The following is a 17,164-nucleotide window of genomic DNA, read 5'->3' on the forward strand; positions in this document are numbered from 1 at the left end:
GCGATGGCCCGATTGAATTCAACGCGGAAAACGCATCAGCTGACCTACCGTGCCATTCGTATCGAAGGTGGGCTCATCCCGGCCGACGAGCTGACACGCCTGACTCTGCTCGCAGACCCCAAGGACACTGAGCAGACGGAAAGCCATTACCGCATTGCGAAAGGCTTGAAACTGCGCGACGAAATTGCTCGCGACTTCAAGATTGCACTCAATATCTGGCAGGATTTTCAGTTACTACGACAGCGCCAGGATGTGCGGCTCGATGAGGTCACGGTGCGTGAGTGGCTGATTCCGCTGCTGCGGGACGTACTGCACTTCCACGATATTGGCCGCCATTCCCCTATCGAGGTCGCTGGACACCAGTACAACATTGGCCATGCCGGAAGTGGTGGTCGTGTGCCACTGGTGCTGGCTGGTGTCGACGAATCGCTCGATACCGCGGCCGACCGGTTTGGCGAAACAAACCCGGAGACCGGCAAAATTCGTCGCCGCAGTCCCTTCATGCTGACGCAGGAAGCGCTGAACGCGAGCGATGATTCGCTTTGGGCCCTGGTCAGCAACGGGCTGACGCTACGCATCCTGCGCGACAACCCCAGCCTCACTCGTCCAGCCTATATCGAGGTTGACCTCGAATCCATCTTCACCGAAGAGCTGCTGGCCGACTTCAGTGCATTCTGGCTGCTGGCTCACGCGAGCCGCTTCGGCAACGCCGAAGCTTTGCCGACCGATTGTCCTTGGGAGCGTTGGCGCGAAGCGGGCCAGCAGGTCGGCGTTACCGTGCGAGGCAAATTGCGCAACCAGGTGGCCAACGCTTTGCGGGCGTTGGGTACAGGCTTTCTTTCTCACCCCGCCAATGGTTCGTTGAGGGCAGCGTTGCAGGATGCAGGAAGCGGCTATGACCGTCAGGCCTTCTTTGAAGAACTACTGCGCCTTGTTTACCGCCTCATTTTTCTTTCCACCGTGGAGGACCGCCGCGACCGTGGCAGTGGCGAACGCCTGGTCTTCGCACCTGACGCCAGTGATGAGGCCAAGGCGCGGTATCTTGACGGCTACTCGCTCACCTGGCTGCGCGAGCGTGCAGTTCGCCGCAGCCAGCATGACCGCCATGGAGACCTCTGGCAGGCATTGACCATCACGTTCCGTGCCCTAGCGCACGGCGAGGCGGCACTCGGCCTGCCTGCCATCGGCGGGCTGTTCGACGCTGACCAGTGCTCGCACCTGGATGCCGCGGAGCTCGAAAATCGCTATCTGCTGGCTGCGGTGTTCGAGCTCGGCTGGTTCCGGGCTGACGGCAGCCTGTCCCGTGTCAATTATCGTGACATGGGGCCGGAAGAGCTTGGAAGCGTGTATGAGAGCCTTCTGGAGCTTGTACCGGACCTTCAAGGCCTTGCACACGCTGGCACCGCTCGCTTGGCGTTCGTGGGCGATGAGATAACGGATGCGTCGACCAAAGGAAATACCCGCAAGCTCACGGGCAGCTACTACACCCCTGACAGCTTGGTGCAGGAGCTCATAAAGAGCGCGTTGGAGCCGGTAATTGAGCAAACCGTCAAGACCAACCCGCAGCGACCCGTGGAGGCGCTGCTAGCGCTGACTATTTGCGACCCAGCCTGCGGCAGCGGACACTTCCTGCTTGCCGCCGCTCGCCGCTTGGCCGATGAAGTGGCCGTGCACCGCGCCGCGGCGGAACGGGATGGCGGCGCCCCAACGCCTGCCGACTATCGCCACGCGCTGCGCGATGTGGTCAGCCGTTGCATCTACGGTGTCGACAAGAACCCGATGGCCATCCAGCTCGCCAAGACGGCGCTGTGGCTGGAGGCCTATTCACCAGACCGGCCCCTGAGCTTCGTTGACCACCACCTGCGTGTAGGGGACGCGCTGCTGGGTGTGCTGGACCCCAAGGTTCTGGAACACGGTATCCCTGATGAGGCCTATACCGTTCTTTCGGGCGATGACAAGGCAACGGCGAGTGCGCTGAAGAAGCAAAACAAAGCTGACCTGAAAAGCTGGCGTGCCATCGCGGGCGGTGACCTGCTGACGCAAGCCGGGCTGGCTGCGCAGGCAGTGACGGTCGAGGCATTGGACGACGATACCCTAGAACATCTGACTGCGAAGCGCCAAGCATGGGCCGAAGCCGAGGCAGACGCGCAGCGCAGCAAATTTGCCCGGTTGGCCGACGCCTACGTGGCTGCCTTCCTCGCGCCGAAGCTGGCCGATACGAAAAGTGTCGTGCCTTTGTCGGGCTATCTGTGGGGTGTGTTCAGCGGCCAGCCTGCCAAGACCGAACTGGAGGATGCCGCTCAAGCTCTTTGCCGACAACACACTGTTTTCCACTGGTGGCTCGCGTTCCCGCAGGTCGCAGCGCGCGGTGGGTTCTCGGTCATGCTGGGTAATCCGCCGTGGGAGCGTATTAAGCTGCAGGAGGAAGAGTTCTTCGCTACGCGCAGCCCTCTAGTGGCAACGGCCAGGAACAAAGCTGAACGCAACCAGCGTATCGAATGGCTCCGTGAAGGGGTGTTGCTGCATAACGTGAACCCCGACCTCGAGCGTGCTGAAGGCCTGGTCCCACCTAACCGGGCTGAGATGTCACTGTACGCCAGCTTTATTGCGACACGCCACGGGGCCGAGGCTGCCAGCCTGTACGCGCACAACGGTCGACGCTATCCGCTCACGGGCGTAGGCGATGTGAACACCTATGCTCTATTTGCTGAGACGTTCTTGCAGGCGACAGCTCCCACGGGGCGGGCAGGATTCATTGTGCCGACTGGTATTGCAACTGACGACACGACGAAGATTTATTTCTCGCATCTTATTCGCGCTAGTCGCCTGTCGTCGCTATTCAGTTTCTACGAGATTCGCCGTTGGTTCCCAGCAACCGATGACCGTAAAGCTTTTTGCCTGCTCACGATTGGCATCGAGCAAGATGCGCAGTTCGCCTACGACATCGAGAGTTGGGATAATTTTGCGCGGGTAGAGAAGCGTTATCGCCTCACTGCGTCAGAGTTCACGCTGTTGAATCCCAACACGTCGACGCTCCCGGTGTTCCGCAGCGAGCGCGATGCGGAATTGACAAAGAAACTGTACCGTACAGCACCAGTGCTCATTAAGGAGGCAGCAACCGACGAGGAAGGCAAGGTATTGGAGGTTGAGGTGAACCCGTGGGGCATCAGTTTTCAGTCGATGTTCCACATGTCAGGGGACAGTGGATTGTTCCGGTATGCGCCGTCATCTCCGTCCGAGCCTTCTCGTCTACCGCTGTACGAAGCCAAAATGATTCACCAGTTTGACCATCGATGGGCAACCTATATTGATGACCCAAATGGCAAAGCTGGTGAGGTGGAAACTACTGATGTCGCCTTGGCGCAGAAGGCCGACCCGGCATTTAGGGTTCGACCGCGTTACTGGGTGAGCGAGCGAGAAGTTCTCGCGCGTATTGCCAATGTGCCAACAAAAGTGACTCGTGCTTGGCTGAAGTGCCATGTAGCACGGGAAACTGCGCAACAAGACACTGAAGATAAGGTCCTGGCCGACTTGCTGTCCGCGCTGGCCCAATGGGTCGCTGGTGAACTCTTCCACGCTGTCGCAGGCTCGCCGTCGGCGCGCAATGGCTGGACGCCGACTCAGGCACAGCCCCATATCAAAACCGTAGAGGTGCAGCTTCAGGCTCACTTTCCGCGTCTCAGCGATGTGCTGCGTGGCGAGGGCATGACAACGAAGAAGGCCTTGTCCGAGTTTCCGAAATGGGCGATTCAGAACGTCAATGCCCGCCTGAAAGATGACGAGCTTTCCGTCTTGGCCGACGCATTGCGCGTGGCAACCAGCGATAACGGGCTACTCGAATTGCTCGATGGCTGGATGGACCGTCGTAGTCCCCGTTGGTTGATGGGGTGGCGGGATATTTGCCGCAGCACGGATTATCGGACACTCATTTCGTCTGTGATTCCTCGGTCGGGGGTTGGCGACAAATTTCTGCTGATGATTCCGCGAGCTCCTGCACCCCTCTGTGCGGCGCTGGTTGGCAATTTAAATTCACTTGTCTGCGATTTTGTGGCGCGCCAGAAGGTTGGTGGAACTGCCTTCAAATATTTCACCATGAAACAGATTGCGGTGCTGCCGCCCAATAATTATGCTTCGGAGAATTTGGAATTCATAGTTCCGCGGGTTCTTGAGCTGACTTACACTGCGGACGACATGAAGTACTGGGCAGAAGACCTCGCGGCGTATGACCCACGCCCAGTTGTTGAACGCAGCCAGCCCTTTGCCTGGAATCCAGAACGCCGTGCCCAGTTGCGCGCCGAGTTGGACGCCTATTACGCTCGCCTTTATAAATTGACTCGTGATGAGTTGCGCTACATCCTCGACCCGACTGACGTGATGGGTGCAGACTACCCCAGCGAAACCTTCCGAGTGCTCAAGAACAATGAAGTTCGGGAATTCCGAGAGTATCGAACTCAGCGGCTGGTGCTGGAAGCATGGGACCGACAGGACGCGATGCAGTCGCAAAATGTCCCCGCGTTCTCGACGACGTCAGTCCAGTACTCTGCGCACGGGATGATTCGAAGCGCAGAAGAGGCTAGGCTCGCGGGACTCATTGTCGCGCTCGTGGAACTCCGTCCAGAGGGTTGTTCGGTCTCGGCGCTGCAATCCGTCATCGCGCGCTCGGCAATAGCCGCTAAATATCTGGAGCCATCAGAAGCGCAGCAACTCTCATCGCTATTGGGCGAGCATAAGACGTCAGAAGTTGTGCAGTTGATTGACCGAGTCCTGCCTATCGTTCAGCGCCTCGAGGCTGTTTCCGTTCTAGCGCGCGAAATGCAGGGTGCTGCATCAATATTCAAACGCGGGAATGGAGCGATTCCCAGTGATGTAAGCCAACTACCAGAATATGCCGACATCGCCCGCTTAATGCACGTGGCCGAGTCGCGGCGTCTTGCATCTGAGGACGCGGTAACCGGAAATGGTTCTGCTGTACCTAGGTCGACAGGCACTAGATAGGAGGAGCAATGACACGCTGGCTCGAGGGATATAAGCCCGCTCACAAGCATCCTCGACTATGGGTCGAGACTGTATGGCTGGTCGAATCTCGGGAGCCTCTAGTCCTGACGCGTGCCATCAGTTTGCATCAAGGTCTGAACATTGTATGGGCCAAGGAGTCGGCCTCGAATGAGACCCCAGGCCTGTCCAGCGCTGGCCACGGGGTTGGGAAGACATCGCTGTGTCTTCTCATGCGATATGTACTGGGTGACGATGCCCCTTCCATCTCGACGTTGCGCGACAAAGCGTCGAGCGGCTTTCCGAAGGGCGGCGTTGCGGCAAAGGTCCACATCGATGGCGTGACGTGGTTGGTCTTTCGTCCCTATGGGGCCTACAGCCATTCCCTTGCCGCACAGTGCGAAACGCTAGAGCAGCTTCTTCATGGAGACGTCTCCATTGATTTCCAGGCATATCTCGATGCGCTCGAGCAGTTCTCAGTTGGTCGCCTCGCCGCACAATCGTTGCCCGGTACGAATCAGCAACTTAAATGGCGGCATCTACTGGCCTGGTGCATCAGGGACCAGCGAACGCGCTTTGACGGGTTCTACCACTGGCGCGACGGTGAGGGTTTGGGCTTCACGAGGCCACGACGAGACCCTCCGCTGTTCGTCGGGTCTGTTCTCGGCCTTGTCGATGCCGAACTGGACCGACTACTTCGCGAGATTGAGTCAAAGCAAATCCAGTTCGACCAAGTGAAGGAACGAATTCCAGAGTTGGAACGCGCGCCGGCTTTTGCTCTAGCCCATGCCGACCGTCAACTACGTATCCGGCTTGGCGCCGGAGAAGACGAGCCGCTGTATGCTGCGACCGTTGGCCAGTCCATCGAGTCCCGCGTTCTAGCCGCTTTCGAGACCGCTCAGCAAGTGGAGGAGCGCTGGGAACGTGAGGTCGAGCAAGTCGAGGAGCAACTGGCAGTAGAGCAAATTCGCCTCACAAATCTCAATCACACGATGCGGCTGGCTGAGGCCGAGGTGGGTATCGCGAAGGCACTCGTCGACGCAAACCGGGAAGACTTTGAGCGATTGACTAAGGTTCGTGACCGGTTGGAAGGACTCGATGGTAGTCGATGTGACCACGGCAACATCGAGTTTTCCGCATGCCAATATATCCAAGACCGGAAAAACGCTGCCAGCCTGACGTGGCATCGAGATGGGAAAGAAGTGCAAGCGAATGCACAGGAACTCGTACGACAACTTGCCCGCCGTGAAGCTGAACTCCGAGGTGCATCAGCTGCGGTCTCCGAGCAATCTCAACGAATTTCGGGGAAAAAGGCCGAGCTACGACGGCTTCGCGTTCGAGTCGCGACAAATGAAAGTACCAACACGCTTTTGAAAAAGTCTTGGGATGAGCTGCAAGCGTTGCATTCGCAACGAGCTCAAGGGGTAGACACGCTTGAATTAATACAGGCGCGGCAACGGCAGCGGGAGCTTGAGTCAGAGCTAAATCGTCTTCGGACTTCGATTGCCGACCGACGGTCTCAGCGGTCTGCACGAGTAGATGCAATCAAATCCCTAACTGCTTGCGTATCGTCTCGGTTGCTGGGGGCCGAAGGGCACGCCCGATTCGTTCCAGACGACGAGCTTCGCCCGTTTGGGGTTTTGCGCGGTGGCGAGGCTTATCAGGTTCTCGAGGTACTTCTCGGCGACATCGTCTGCTTGCTGGACTCCGTCACGTCTGAGGTCAGTAGCCACCCGGGTTTCCTAGTTCACGACTGTCCGCGAGAAGCTGATATGAGCGAGCGTCTGTATAGAGAATTTTTTCTCGTAGCGTTCGAAGCTGCGGCGCAACTCTGTGAGGATGGTGCAGTCCCGTTTCAGTTCATCGTGACGACTACTTCACCTCCACCAGAAGAGGTACACGGGGACCGATATGTTGTGCTGGAGCTTGAGCCGGGTGCCGAAGAAAATCTTCTGTTTAAACGCGAGCTATTGCCTGAATTGCCAGGTTTTGAGCAGCCGAGGGAATGATGACGCCGCTTGAGCGCCTTCGCGTCGAGAAAGCTGCTGCAGACTGTGGCTTTGAGCGCACGCCTATTCTGCTGACCGACGGCGGGCTGGAGTTGCGTTCGGCGCTGTTTCCAGAAGCGATATTCGTACAAATGCGGGAGGGGGCACTTCGCGTTTGGGCTTCGAGCGATGTCCTATTGGATGGCGCAGACGCCAGTGAAATCTCAGTTGGTGATTTGGACAAGCTTTACGCTGTCCTCCAACGTGCCTCGGCCATCGCCAGAACCATGCCGAACCGTGTGGCCGACCAGTTCCGGCGCGCGAAAAAGCATCTACCGCAAACTACTGAGGCGGAGCGCCTGGCGGTACAACGTGTCGGGCAAGACTTGTATCGAAGTGCACTGATGGATTATTGGCATGGGCGCTGCTGCGTAACTGGCCTCGCCGTCCCAGCCTTGCTACGAGCCTCGCACATCAAGCCTTGGGCTAAGTGTCAAAGTGACGAAGAGAGGCTGGATGTGTTCAACGGGTTTCTGCTCGCTCCACATATTGACGCGCTGTTCGACGGTGGTTGGATTTCGTTTTCAGACCAAGGAACCTTGCTCATATCTGACGTGTTGTCGTATGCCGCAAGAGTTCAGCTTGGGGTCTCGTCAGAATGGACTATTCCGAATCTCAAGCCTGGACATGCCTCATACCTGATGTTTCACCGCGCCAACGAGTTTCGTCGGACGCCTTGACGGCATGGGGGAGCCCCTTTCCCATTCCGCCGCAATGTGGGCGAAACCCTCGAGCGGAAATTTATCCGAGCGGCAAGTGCCCAAGTCTCGGCACCGGAAAAAAGAGCGGACGCCGATTATCGCCCAGTATGACAAAATGGCCGCTTAGATTTGGCGGCGATTGCTTACTGCTGGCAACTTATTCAACGAGAAGTCATCCATCTAAGCTATCAAGGAGCGTTCGCCAATAAAAATCCGGACGGATTCCCCTGACCCTGAACCAGAATTAGTCCTGGTCGGAAGTGGAGATTTCCGGCTTGGTTGAGTCGTCAGGCGAGGCGGATTTCCTTGCCTGACGGGCGAATTCGGCGGGTGTCATCCACTGCAGTGCGGAGTGGGGGCGAACCTCGTTATAGTACGTGCGCCAGTCGTCGATTTTGCTCTGCGCGTCGGCCAATGACAAGAACCAATGTGCGTTCAGACATTCCTGCCGGAAACGCCCGTTGAAGCTTTCGACCTTGGCGTTGTCAGTGGGCGTGCCCGGCCGACTGAAATCCAATTCAACGCCATGTTCGTAGGCCCAGCGATCCATTGCCTTCGAGATGAACTCGCTGCCATTGTCGACCTTGATCGTGGCGGGGTGCCCACGCGTGGCAGTAATACGCATCAGCGCTTCGACCACATGCTCCCCCTTCAGACTTTGTCCGACCTCGATGGCCAAACATTCCCGTGTGTAGTTGTCGACGACGGTCAGAGTCCGAAGGCGTCGCCCATCGAACAGTGCATCTGCAACTAATGGTATGGTCCACCCGCTTCTTCTATCGTAGTGGCGCTACCACCCATGGAGGCTGCCATGAACTCGGTCACGTTAGGAATCGATCTCGGCAAGCGTTGGTTCCACGTCGTCGGCTGCGACGCTGCTGGCAAAGTCGTGCTGCGCGAGAAGCTGGGGCGTAATCAACTCCTGCAGCTTATGGCACAACATCCACCGTGCCTTGTCGGCATCGAAACATGCTGTGGCTCGCAGTATCTGGCCCGCCAATTTCAGGGCTTCGGCCACGACGTCAAACTTCTGCCAGCACAGTACGTCAAGCCGTTCGTCAAATCGCAGAAGAACGACTTTAACGACGCTCAGGCTATTGCCGAAGCTGTCCAACTTCCGACGATGCGGTTTGTGCCGCTCAAGTCAGAGGAACAGATGGATGTCCAGGCGCTGCATCGCGCCCGCGAACGCATGCTCCAGCAACGCCTGGCATTGACCAACCAGATTCGCGGACTGCTGCTGGATCGCGGCATCGAGATTGCACAGGGGTTCTATGCGCTTCGCACAGTGTTGCCCGCTCTGCTCGAGAAGGAAGACTCCGGCTTAACTCCCATGATGCGCGATCTTGGACGCATGCTGCTCGATATGTGGAACCGCACGGAATCAACCATTGAACAGATGAACGACCGGCTCAAATGTCTCTCACGTGAGAGTGACCTTTGCCGACGCCTTCAAACGATTCCAGGTGTCGGTGTCTTGCTGTCGACCGCCATCGTCTCCGCAGTCGGCAATGCATCAACGTTCCGGCGGGCACGCGATCTCGCCGCCTGGGTAGGGCTGGTGCCACAGCAGCATACAACCGGCGGCAAGCCACGTTTGCTAGGTATTACAAAGAGGGGAAACAGTTATCTGCGTCGCCTGTTCGTGCAGGGCGCCCGCGCGCTATGGGTATGGAAAGACAAGCATCCCAACGATCCGATCCAGCACTGGCTAATCCAACTTGCCGAACGCCGGCATGCGCACATTGCGGTCTGCGCTCTGGCAAACAAACTCGTACGCATTGCATGGGCCGTCATGCGAAGCGGCGCGGAGTTTAACCTGCACTATCACGCCTGACGCATACCAGACGGATCGCTACCCTCGATGCCGCTTCTTTCCGCAGCTCGCGCAGCCAATCAGCATGGCGCAAACGACCATCCGTCGCTTCCCCAAACCCGTATGGACTTCCGGCAGACATCATGCCGCGCCACTAATTGGGACGGAAGCGTGCGACTACATCATGCAGGCCAGATCCGGCTTCGATCGGATCGCTACAGGCCGGATAGATAAACGCGAGTCGTCTATCGCCACCAGTCTGCGCTTGCGGTTTGCGGGTGGACCATAGAGAAATCCATGCTCCAGATTTCGTTGATCGCGGTCACGATGTGCTTGGGCTGTCGCAGCCGAGCCGATTTGTTACGTCGTGGTCGCTTATGCCGCAGTGACAGGCCCTCCGCACGATACAGCCTGTAGACGCGCTTGCAATTATCTCGCCAGCCTTCCCGTCGCAGGACCACATGAACGCGTCGATACCCGTAGTGCACGCGCGTGGCGGTGATTTCCTTGATACGCATGAGCAGCGCCGACGAATCGCGCGCAACCGACTGATACCGATACAGCGAACGAGACATGCCAAACAACGCGCATGTCTTCGTCAAGCTGGTTCGATAGCGATCACGCAACTCATCGATCAACATGCGCCGACGGGAAGGCTTCAGAGCTTTTTTGCGAGTACGTCCTGCAGCATGGCCTTGTCCAGGCTCAGGTCTGCTACGAGCCGCTTCAACTTCGCGTTTTCCTCTTCGAGCTGGCGCAAGCGGCGCAACTCAGAAGGCCCCAGACCTCCGAATTTCTTCTTCCAGTTGTAGAAAGTCGCCTCGCTGATTCCGAGCTTGCGGCAGATCTCTTCGACCTTCGTCCCCAACTCGGCTTGCTTCAGTGCAAATGCGATCTGCTCTTCCGTAAACTTGCTTGTCTTCATGGCATAGCCTTCGTGTCCGCTTGGACACATCATGCCGAATTTCTCTACTTTTGAACCGGACTATTTCTTGGGTCAGGGTCAACCGAAATTAATGCACCTGAGCACACAACCTTTCCTCTCTAAAAAACCTCACTCCACCGTCACCGACTTCGCCAGATTCCTGGGCTTATCAATATCCGTCCCCCGTGCCAACGCCGCGTGATACGCCAACAGCTGCATCGGCACCGTATGCAGAATCGGCGAAAGCGGCCCGTAGTATTCATTGAGCCGAATCACCTCGATCCCTTCACTCGGCACCAATCCACAGTCCACATCCGCAAAGACAAAAAGCCGTCCATTCCGCGCACTGACCTCATGCATGTTCGACCGGAGCTTCTCGAGCAGCATGTCGTTCGGCGCCACGGCAATCACCGGCATCTCGTTGCTCACCAGCGCCAGCGGCCCATGCTTCAACTCGCCGGCCGGATACGCTTCAGCGTGAATATAAGAAATCTCCTTCATCTTCAACGCACCTTCCAGCGCGATCGGATAATGCATCCCGCGCCCGAGAAACAGCATGTTGTCGCGTCGTGCGAGCAGTTCCGACCACGCCATGATCTGCGGCTCCAGCGCGAGCACTTTCGACATCGCATCGGGCAGATGCCGCAGCGCCCGCAAATGCTCCTTCTCGTCGTCGTCGCTCAACCGCCCGCGCACCTGCGCAAGCGATAGCGCCAGCAGAAACAACGCAACGAGCTGCGTCGTAAAAGCCTTCGTCGAAGCCACCCCGATCTCGATCCCCGCGCGCGTGACGAACTGCAGCGCGCATTCGCGCATCAACGCACTCGTCGCGACGTTGCAGATCGCGAGCGTATGCATCATCCCGATGCGCTTCGCGACATGCACCGCACCCAGCACATCCGCCGTCTCGCCGCTTTGCGACACCGCGACGACGAGCGTACGCGGATTCGGCACACTGTCGCGATACCGGAACTCGCTCGCAATTTCGACGCTGGCCGGCAGCTTCGCGATGCTCTCGATCCAGTATTTCGCGGTGAGCGCCGCGTGGTAGCTGCCGCCGCACGCGAGCAACAGCACCGAATCGACGTCGTTGAACACGCGCCACGCACCGTCACCGAACAGCTCGGGCATGATCGACGAGACATCGAGCAACGTATCGGCCACCGCCTGCGGCTGCTCGAAGATCTCCTTCTGCATGTAGTAGCGATACGAGCCGAGATCCGCCGCGCCGCTATGCGCGGCGACGCGTTGCACCGCGCGCTCGACGCGCTGGCCGTTCGCATCGACGATCCAGTAGCGATGCAGCTGGATATCGGCGACGTCGCCGTTCTCCAGATAGGCGATGCGATCGGTGATGCCCGACAGCGCAATCGCATCGGAAGCCAGAAAATTCTCGCCTTCGCCGACGCCGACCACGAGCGGCATCCCGTCGCGTGCGCCGACGATCCGGTGCGGCTCGTCGCGGCACATCACCGCGATCGCATAGCTGCCGCGCAGTCGCGCGACCGCGCGCCGTACCGCATCGAACAGATCGCCGTCGTACAGGTGGTCGATCAGGTGCGCGATCGCCTCGCTGTCGGTCTGGCTCGCGAACACGTAGCCGTGCGCCTGCAATTCCGCACGCAATTGATCGCAGTTCTCGATGATCCCGTTGTGCGACAGCGCGATGCGCGCATTGGCGTCGCTCGGCGAGAAGTGCGGATGCGCATTGAGCGTGACGGGCGCGCCGTGCGTGGCCCAGCGCGTATGCGCGATGCCGGTATAGCCGGACAGCGCCTGCGCGGCGATCTCGCGCTGCAGGTTGGCCACCCGGTCGACACTGCGTGCGCGCGCCAGTGCCCGATCGCGATACACCACGACGCCGCATGAATCGTAGCCGCGGTATTCGAGCCGCTTCAGGCCGTCGACCAGGTTCGGCAGGATGTCCCGCTGGGCGACCGCCCCGACAATTCCACACATATCACGCTCCGTAAATGTCCTGTCTGGATCAGTGAGAGCGATGGTAGGGCGAGCCAAATGGAATTAAATTTCAAAATATTCGCATAAATGAAATGAGCGGCAGATGGTCTATCATGTTGAAATTAAATTTCACGCCCTGACTGGAAGGAGCCGCCGATGGCCGGCATCACCCTCGACGATCTCGACCTGCGCATTCTCGCGATCCTGCAGGACGACGCGTCGGTGTCGAACCTGCAACTGGCCGAGCGCGCGCTGTCGTCGCCGCCTACCTGCATGCGTCGCGTGCGTCGGCTGACGGAGGCCGGCGTGATCCGCCGGCAGGTGGCGGTGCTCGATCCCGTCGCGATCGGCACGGCCGTCACCGCGTTGATCGAGATCAGCCTCGACCGGCAGACGGCCGAGGACTACGACGCGTTCGAAGCGTACGTGTGCGCGGAGCCGGCCGTCACGCAGTGCTATCGCGTGTCGCCGGGGCCCGATTTCGTCGTGGTGGCCGATCTGGCCGACGTCGCCGAATACGACGAATTCGCGCGAAGGCTGTTTACCGGCGCGTCGAACGTGCGCAACGTACGGACGTTCTTCTCGACGCATCGCGCGAAGTTCGAGGCGAACGCGCGCGTCACGCATGCGATGCGCAAGCGCGCATGAAGCGATCGCGCCGTTCGCCGTGCGTTCGCGGCGTCCGTCACGGCGCAGCCGCACCAGCGGCATCGGGCACGCCTGTCACCCCTGCCAGTTGCAGCGGCTTGCCGTACCCGAAGCAATGCGCGGGCTCCGGAAACACGCGCTGCCGCACGTCGTGCGCGTACTGGCGGATCGCGTCGCGCGTCACCGCATTCGCATCGGCGTAACGCTTCACGAAGCGCGGCGTGTACGCGTCGAATGCGCCGATCAGGTCCTCGGTCACGAGCACCTGCCCGTCGCACGCGGGCGATGCGCCGATGCCGATCGTCGGGATCGTCAGCGTTTCGGTCAGATGGCGCGCGAGCGCTTCGGCCGTGCCTTCGATGACGACGCTGAACGCGCCGGCGCGTTCGGCCGAGCAGGCGGCGTCGAACACCTGCGCGGCCGAGCGCGGGTCCATCCCTTGCGCGCGGAAGCCGCCCGTCGCGTTGGCCTGCTGCGGCATGAGACCGACGTGCGCCATCACCGGGATGCCGCGCGCGGTCAGGAAGCGGATCGTATCGGCCATCTCGCTGCCGCCTTCGAGCTTCACGGCCTGCGCGCCGGTTTCGGCGAGCAGGCGCGCAGCGGAGCGATACGCCTGTGCAGGCGATTCCTGGTAGGTCGAGAACGGCAGGTCGACGACCACACACGCCTGCGCAGCGCCGCGCACGACGGCCGCCCCGTGTGCAATCATCATGTCGAGCGTGACGGGCAGCGTATCGGGCATCCCGTACAGCACCATGCCGACGGAGTCGCCGACGATGATCACGTCGGCCACCTCGTCGACTAGCTTCGCCATCGGCGCGGAATACGCGGTCAGCGACACGAGGCTGCCGATGCCCTTGGTCGAACGGATCGCGGTGACGGTCTTGCGGGTAGTGCGGGTATGAGCGCTCATGGGCGGAAGCCGTGTGAAGGAAGAGCCGCCACGGTAGCATCGCGCTCGTTCGTGAAATGACCTTCGGAGGACGTCTTATGTTGCTGGCGGGACAATCGGGTGACGCTTACGCGGTGCCGCCGATGGCGCGCCTGCCGAGGCCGCTGTACGTGCGCGCGTTCGAGATTCCCGGCAACGCGAGCGTCGACGCGCACAGTCATCCTTGGGCGCAGCTGATGTATGCGACGAGCGGCGTGCTCGAGGTCGAGACGCCGTCGGGCCGGCACCTGCTGCCGCCGCACTATGCGATGTGGATTCCGCCGCACGTGCCGCATGCGGTGTCGACGCGCGACTGCGTCGCGTTCCACAGCCTGTATCTCGACGCCGCGATCGCGCGCGACGACGTGCACGACGATTGCGCGATCCTCTGCATGACGCCGCTGCTGCGCGAGTTGGTGATCGCCACGGCGGAATTGCCGGTGAACTACGACGAGACGGGGCCGGACGGTGCACTCGTGTGCTTGATCGCCGACCGGATCGCCCGGATGCGGGAGGCACCGCTGACGGTGCCGCTGCCGCGCGACGCGCGCCTGCTGAAAATCGCGCGTGCATTGCATGCGTATCCGGGCGATGCGCGCAGCCTCGACGAATGGGGCCATCAGGTCGGCGCGACGCGGCGCACGCTTTCACGGCTGTTCCGGCAGGACACGGGCTTGTCGTTCACCGAATGGCGGCAGGCACTGCGGCTGCTTGCTTCGCTGCCGCTGCTCGACGCGGGCGAGCCGATCGGCACGGTGGCCGCGCAACTGGGCTACGACTCGACGTCGTCGTTCATCGCGCTGTTCCACGCGAAATTCCTCGTGACGCCCGGCGCGTATGCGAAGCGTGAAGCGCGCCGGCCGGTATTGAACGCGTAACGTCGCGGCGGCGCGCCGCCGCTCAGAACGCGAGCGCCTGCTGTACCGGCTGGCGGGCGTCGCGCGCGAACCCGGCGCCTTCGAGCGACAGCAGCGCGCGCTTGCGGTCGATGCCGCCCGCATAGCCGGTCAGGCTGCCCGATGCGCCGATCACGCGATGGCACGGCACCATGATCGACACCGGATTGCGGCCCACCGCGCCGCCCACCGCACGCGCGCCGCTCATCGGCAACCCGACGCGCGCGGTGATGTCGCCGTACGTGACGAGCTCGCCGAACGGAATCGCGAGCAGCTCCTTCCACACCCGTCGCTGAAACGCGGTGCCGTTCAGGCGAATCGGCACCGAGAAGGTCTCGCGCGTTCCGGTGAAGTATTCGGCGACTTCGTCCGCGACGCGGCGTGCGAGCGGCGACATTGCGAGCGCATCCGCTTCGCTCACGATCGCCACCGACGGGAAGTATTTCTGGCCGACGAAGTAGAGGCCGGTCAGCGCGTCGTCCTCGATGCGCACGGCGATGTCGCCCAGCGGGCTCGGAATCAGGTGAGCGGGGGTCATCGCACGACATCTCCATGAAGACGCCACACGTGCAGTGCGGCATATGCGCGCCACGGCGCCCAGCGCGCCGCATGCGGCACGGATGATGGCACACGGGCGCGTTCGGCGCGGGCGGGCAGCCACGCATCGTCGACCGGGAACGCATTTGGCCACGCCATCGCGCGCATCGCGACGTACTGCACCGCGCGTTCGTCGAAACCGGGCATCGCGCGCAGCGCAGCGAGCGTCGCGTCGAGCGGCGCCATCGGTTCGAGCGCGAGCGTGCCGTCGTCGACCGCGCGGGCGAGCGACACGATCGCCGCCGCGGCGACGCGCGCGATGCCGAGCGTTTCGAGGGCGGCGGGCGGCAGCGCGGCCAGCGTCGCGGCGCACGGCAGCGCGTGCGTGAGGCCCGGCGGCGCGCCTTGCGCCGCGGTGCCGAAACGTTCGGCGATGCGGGCGAGCCAAGGCGTGCCCGCGTGCGCCGCGGCGAGCCGTTCGCCCGCGATCGCGCGGATCGCGATCTCGACACCGTCGAATGCGCCGGGCACGCGCAGGCCCGGCGAGCCGCTCGCGAGTTCGCCGAGATGCGCATCGATCACGTCGGGGCGGCTGTCGAGGTCGAACAGCCGCCGCACGCGGGCGAGCACGGCCGGCACGACCGGCGTCAGCGCGGGCGATACGGTGACGGCCAGCGCGAAGCGCTGCGGCACGTGCGTCACCGACACCCAGCCGGTCACGCGGCCGTGGCCCGGCTTGCCGTGCCGGTCCGGCAATTCGACGACGCGCGCATAACCTTGCGCATCGATCCGCTCGACGCCGTCGATCTGCCGCTGCGCGAGAAAGCGCATCAGATCGGCCCATGCGAACGGCGGCCGGTACGGCAGCGGAAACGTCATGTCGCCGTCGGCCGGCGCGCGTGCGCCTTTGCGCAGTCGCAGCGGATTGAGGCCGTAACGCTGCAGGAACAGGTCGTTGAAGCGCCGGACGCTGCCGAACCCGGCCGTCGATGCGACGACGACCACCGGCAGTGCGGTGTCGGTCAGCAGCCGCTTGGCCATCAGCAACCGGTGCGTCTGCGCGAACTCGACCGGCGACACGCCGAACTGCGCACCGAAGATCCGGCGCAAATGGCGCTCGGTCACGCCGACGCGCTGCGCCAGCGCATCGACGGAATGCGCGTTCAGGAAACCGTCCTCGATCAGCGTGGCGGCCGCGTCGGCGAGATTGCCGGACAGGTCGAGCAGCCCGTGGCCGGGCGCGAGCTCGGGGCGGCAGCGCATGCAGGGTCGAAAGCCGGCTTTCTCGGCTGCTGCTGCGGTCGGGTAGTAGCTGCAGTTCCGCGCTTTCGGCGGCTTCACCGGGCAGACGGGGCGGCAATACACGCCCGTCGTCGCAACGCCGACGAAGAACCAGCCGTCGAAGCGGCGGTTTCGCGAAAGCAGCGCGTCGTAGCAGGTGTCGGGATCGAGTCGCATGAGACGGACTGTAAACCATCCCCGCCCCCGTTTCTGGCTGGAATCGGACCTGTGTATCGACCGCCATCTCCCTCGCGCGCGCCTGCCGGAAAATCTGGGAAAAACGGTTAATGCCACGTTGCGAAACAGTCGTCTCTTTTGCGGTGGTCAATTTGAGATGACTCATCGAAATCCCCGACTGACAGGGCGCCGGCACACGTCCTATCCTTTGAAAAACGTTTTCCAGACTATCGGCGGAATCGGTCGTGCG

The 17,164-nt window shown here is 61.2% G+C and carries 10 protein-coding genes and 2 pseudogenes; 6 read left to right on the forward strand and 6 right to left on the reverse strand.

Annotated elements, in window-relative coordinates:
- Nucleotides 1-3 precede the first annotated feature (3 nt).
- The 3 genes from WJ16_RS21420 to WJ16_RS21430 all read left to right on the forward strand — a co-directional run bounded on the left by WJ16_RS21420 (nt 4) and on the right by WJ16_RS21430 (nt 7,720).
- Complete coding sequence (locus WJ16_RS21420) at nt 4-4,995, forward strand: Eco57I restriction-modification methylase domain-containing protein (protein ID WP_157126844.1); 4,992 nt, start codon at nt 4-6, stop codon at nt 4,993-4,995.
- Between the two features lie 230 nt (nt 4,996-5,225).
- Nucleotides 5,226-7,001 carry a hypothetical protein gene (locus WJ16_RS33590; protein ID WP_236858365.1) on the forward strand — a complete coding sequence of 592 codons (1,776 nt, stop codon included), beginning with the start codon at nt 5,226-5,228 and terminating at the stop codon, nt 6,999-7,001.
- Nucleotides 6,998-7,720: an HNH endonuclease gene (locus tag WJ16_RS21430; protein WP_069259103.1), complete on the forward strand. Its 723-nt coding sequence runs from the start codon at nt 6,998-7,000 to the stop codon at nt 7,718-7,720. Before WJ16_RS33590 ends, WJ16_RS21430 begins: the two co-directional genes overlap by 4 nt.
- Nucleotides 7,721-7,985: 265 nt before the next feature.
- Here WJ16_RS21430 and WJ16_RS21435 read toward each other — a convergent pair.
- A pseudogene (locus WJ16_RS21435) lies at nt 7,986-8,507 on the reverse strand (IS3 family transposase); the annotation flags it as partial.
- Between the two features lie 45 nt (nt 8,508-8,552).
- On the opposite strand from WJ16_RS21435, the gene WJ16_RS21440 reads away from it, so the two are divergent.
- On the forward strand, nt 8,553-9,578 hold the full coding sequence (locus WJ16_RS21440) for an IS110 family RNA-guided transposase (protein ID WP_069261071.1): 1,026 nt from the start codon (nt 8,553-8,555) through the stop codon (nt 9,576-9,578).
- A gap of 269 nt (nt 9,579-9,847) precedes the next feature.
- On the opposite strand, the pseudogene WJ16_RS34985 reads toward WJ16_RS21440, so the two are convergent.
- Nucleotides 9,848-10,482: pseudogene (locus WJ16_RS34985) on the reverse strand (transposase); the annotation flags it as partial.
- Nucleotides 10,483-10,611: 129 nt separating this feature from the next.
- Entirely contained in the window at nt 10,612-12,441 is a 1,830-nt protein-coding gene (gene glmS / locus WJ16_RS21450) for a glutamine--fructose-6-phosphate transaminase (isomerizing) (protein WP_069259105.1), read from the reverse strand.
- 156 nt (nt 12,442-12,597) lie between these two features.
- Between glmS and WJ16_RS21455 the strand changes: the two genes are divergently transcribed.
- The gene (locus WJ16_RS21455; RefSeq protein WP_021160045.1) at nt 12,598-13,089 is read left to right on the forward strand and encodes an Lrp/AsnC family transcriptional regulator; all 492 of its coding nucleotides are present in this window, start codon (nt 12,598-12,600) and stop codon (nt 13,087-13,089) included.
- A gap of 37 nt (nt 13,090-13,126) precedes the next feature.
- On the opposite strand, the gene panB is transcribed toward WJ16_RS21455, so the two are convergent.
- On the reverse strand, nt 13,127-14,005 hold the full coding sequence (gene panB, locus WJ16_RS21460) for a 3-methyl-2-oxobutanoate hydroxymethyltransferase (protein WP_069259106.1): 879 nt from the start codon (nt 14,003-14,005) through the stop codon (nt 13,127-13,129).
- A gap of 77 nt (nt 14,006-14,082) precedes the next feature.
- On the opposite strand from panB, the gene WJ16_RS21465 reads away from it, so the two are divergent.
- Nucleotides 14,083-14,901 (forward strand): AraC family transcriptional regulator, encoded by an 819-nt coding sequence (locus WJ16_RS21465; protein WP_069259107.1) that lies wholly within the window; start codon nt 14,083-14,085, stop codon nt 14,899-14,901.
- A 22-nt stretch (nt 14,902-14,923) separates the two neighbouring features.
- Here WJ16_RS21465 and WJ16_RS21470 read toward each other — a convergent pair whose 3' ends face one another.
- Together WJ16_RS21470 and WJ16_RS21475 are read right to left on the reverse strand one after the other, a co-directional pair.
- Entirely contained in the window at nt 14,924-15,457 is a 534-nt protein-coding gene (locus tag WJ16_RS21470) for a methylated-DNA--[protein]-cysteine S-methyltransferase (protein ID WP_069259108.1), read from the reverse strand.
- Nucleotides 15,454-16,914 (reverse strand): DNA-3-methyladenine glycosylase 2 family protein, encoded by a 1,461-nt coding sequence (locus WJ16_RS21475; RefSeq protein WP_069259109.1) that lies wholly within the window; start codon nt 16,912-16,914, stop codon nt 15,454-15,456. Before WJ16_RS21475 ends, WJ16_RS21470 begins: the two co-directional genes overlap by 4 nt.
- Between the last annotated feature and the right edge of the window lie 250 nt (nt 16,915-17,164).

Origin of the sequence: Burkholderia metallica (assembly GCF_001718555.1) — a bacterium.
GTDB classification, from domain to species: domain Bacteria; phylum Pseudomonadota; class Gammaproteobacteria; order Burkholderiales; family Burkholderiaceae; genus Burkholderia; species Burkholderia metallica.

Bases quoted from the DNA above. Each gene is read 5' to 3' on its own strand.
- WJ16_RS21455 (WP_021160045.1), top strand. From the start codon at position 12,598: ATGGCCGGCATCACCCTCGACGATCTCGACCTGCGCATTCTCGCGATC.
- WJ16_RS21440 (WP_069261071.1), top strand. From the start codon at position 8,553: ATGAACTCGGTCACGTTAGGAATCGATCTCGGCAAGCGTTGGTTCCAC.
- WJ16_RS21420 (WP_157126844.1), top strand. From the start codon at position 4: ATGGCCCGATTGAATTCAACGCGGAAAACGCATCAGCTGACCTACCGT.
- WJ16_RS33590 (WP_236858365.1), top strand. From the start codon at position 5,226: ATGCGATATGTACTGGGTGACGATGCCCCTTCCATCTCGACGTTGCGC.
- glmS (WP_069259105.1), bottom strand. From the start codon at position 12,441: ATGTGTGGAATTGTCGGGGCGGTCGCCCAGCGGGACATCCTGCCGAAC.
- panB (WP_069259106.1), bottom strand. From the start codon at position 14,005: ATGAGCGCTCATACCCGCACTACCCGCAAGACCGTCACCGCGATCCGT.
- WJ16_RS21475 (WP_069259109.1), bottom strand. From the start codon at position 16,914: ATGCGACTCGATCCCGACACCTGCTACGACGCGCTGCTTTCGCGAAAC.
- WJ16_RS21430 (WP_069259103.1), top strand. From the start codon at position 6,998: ATGATGACGCCGCTTGAGCGCCTTCGCGTCGAGAAAGCTGCTGCAGAC.
- WJ16_RS21465 (WP_069259107.1), top strand. From the start codon at position 14,083: ATGTTGCTGGCGGGACAATCGGGTGACGCTTACGCGGTGCCGCCGATG.
- WJ16_RS21470 (WP_069259108.1), bottom strand. From the start codon at position 15,457: ATGACCCCCGCTCACCTGATTCCGAGCCCGCTGGGCGACATCGCCGTG.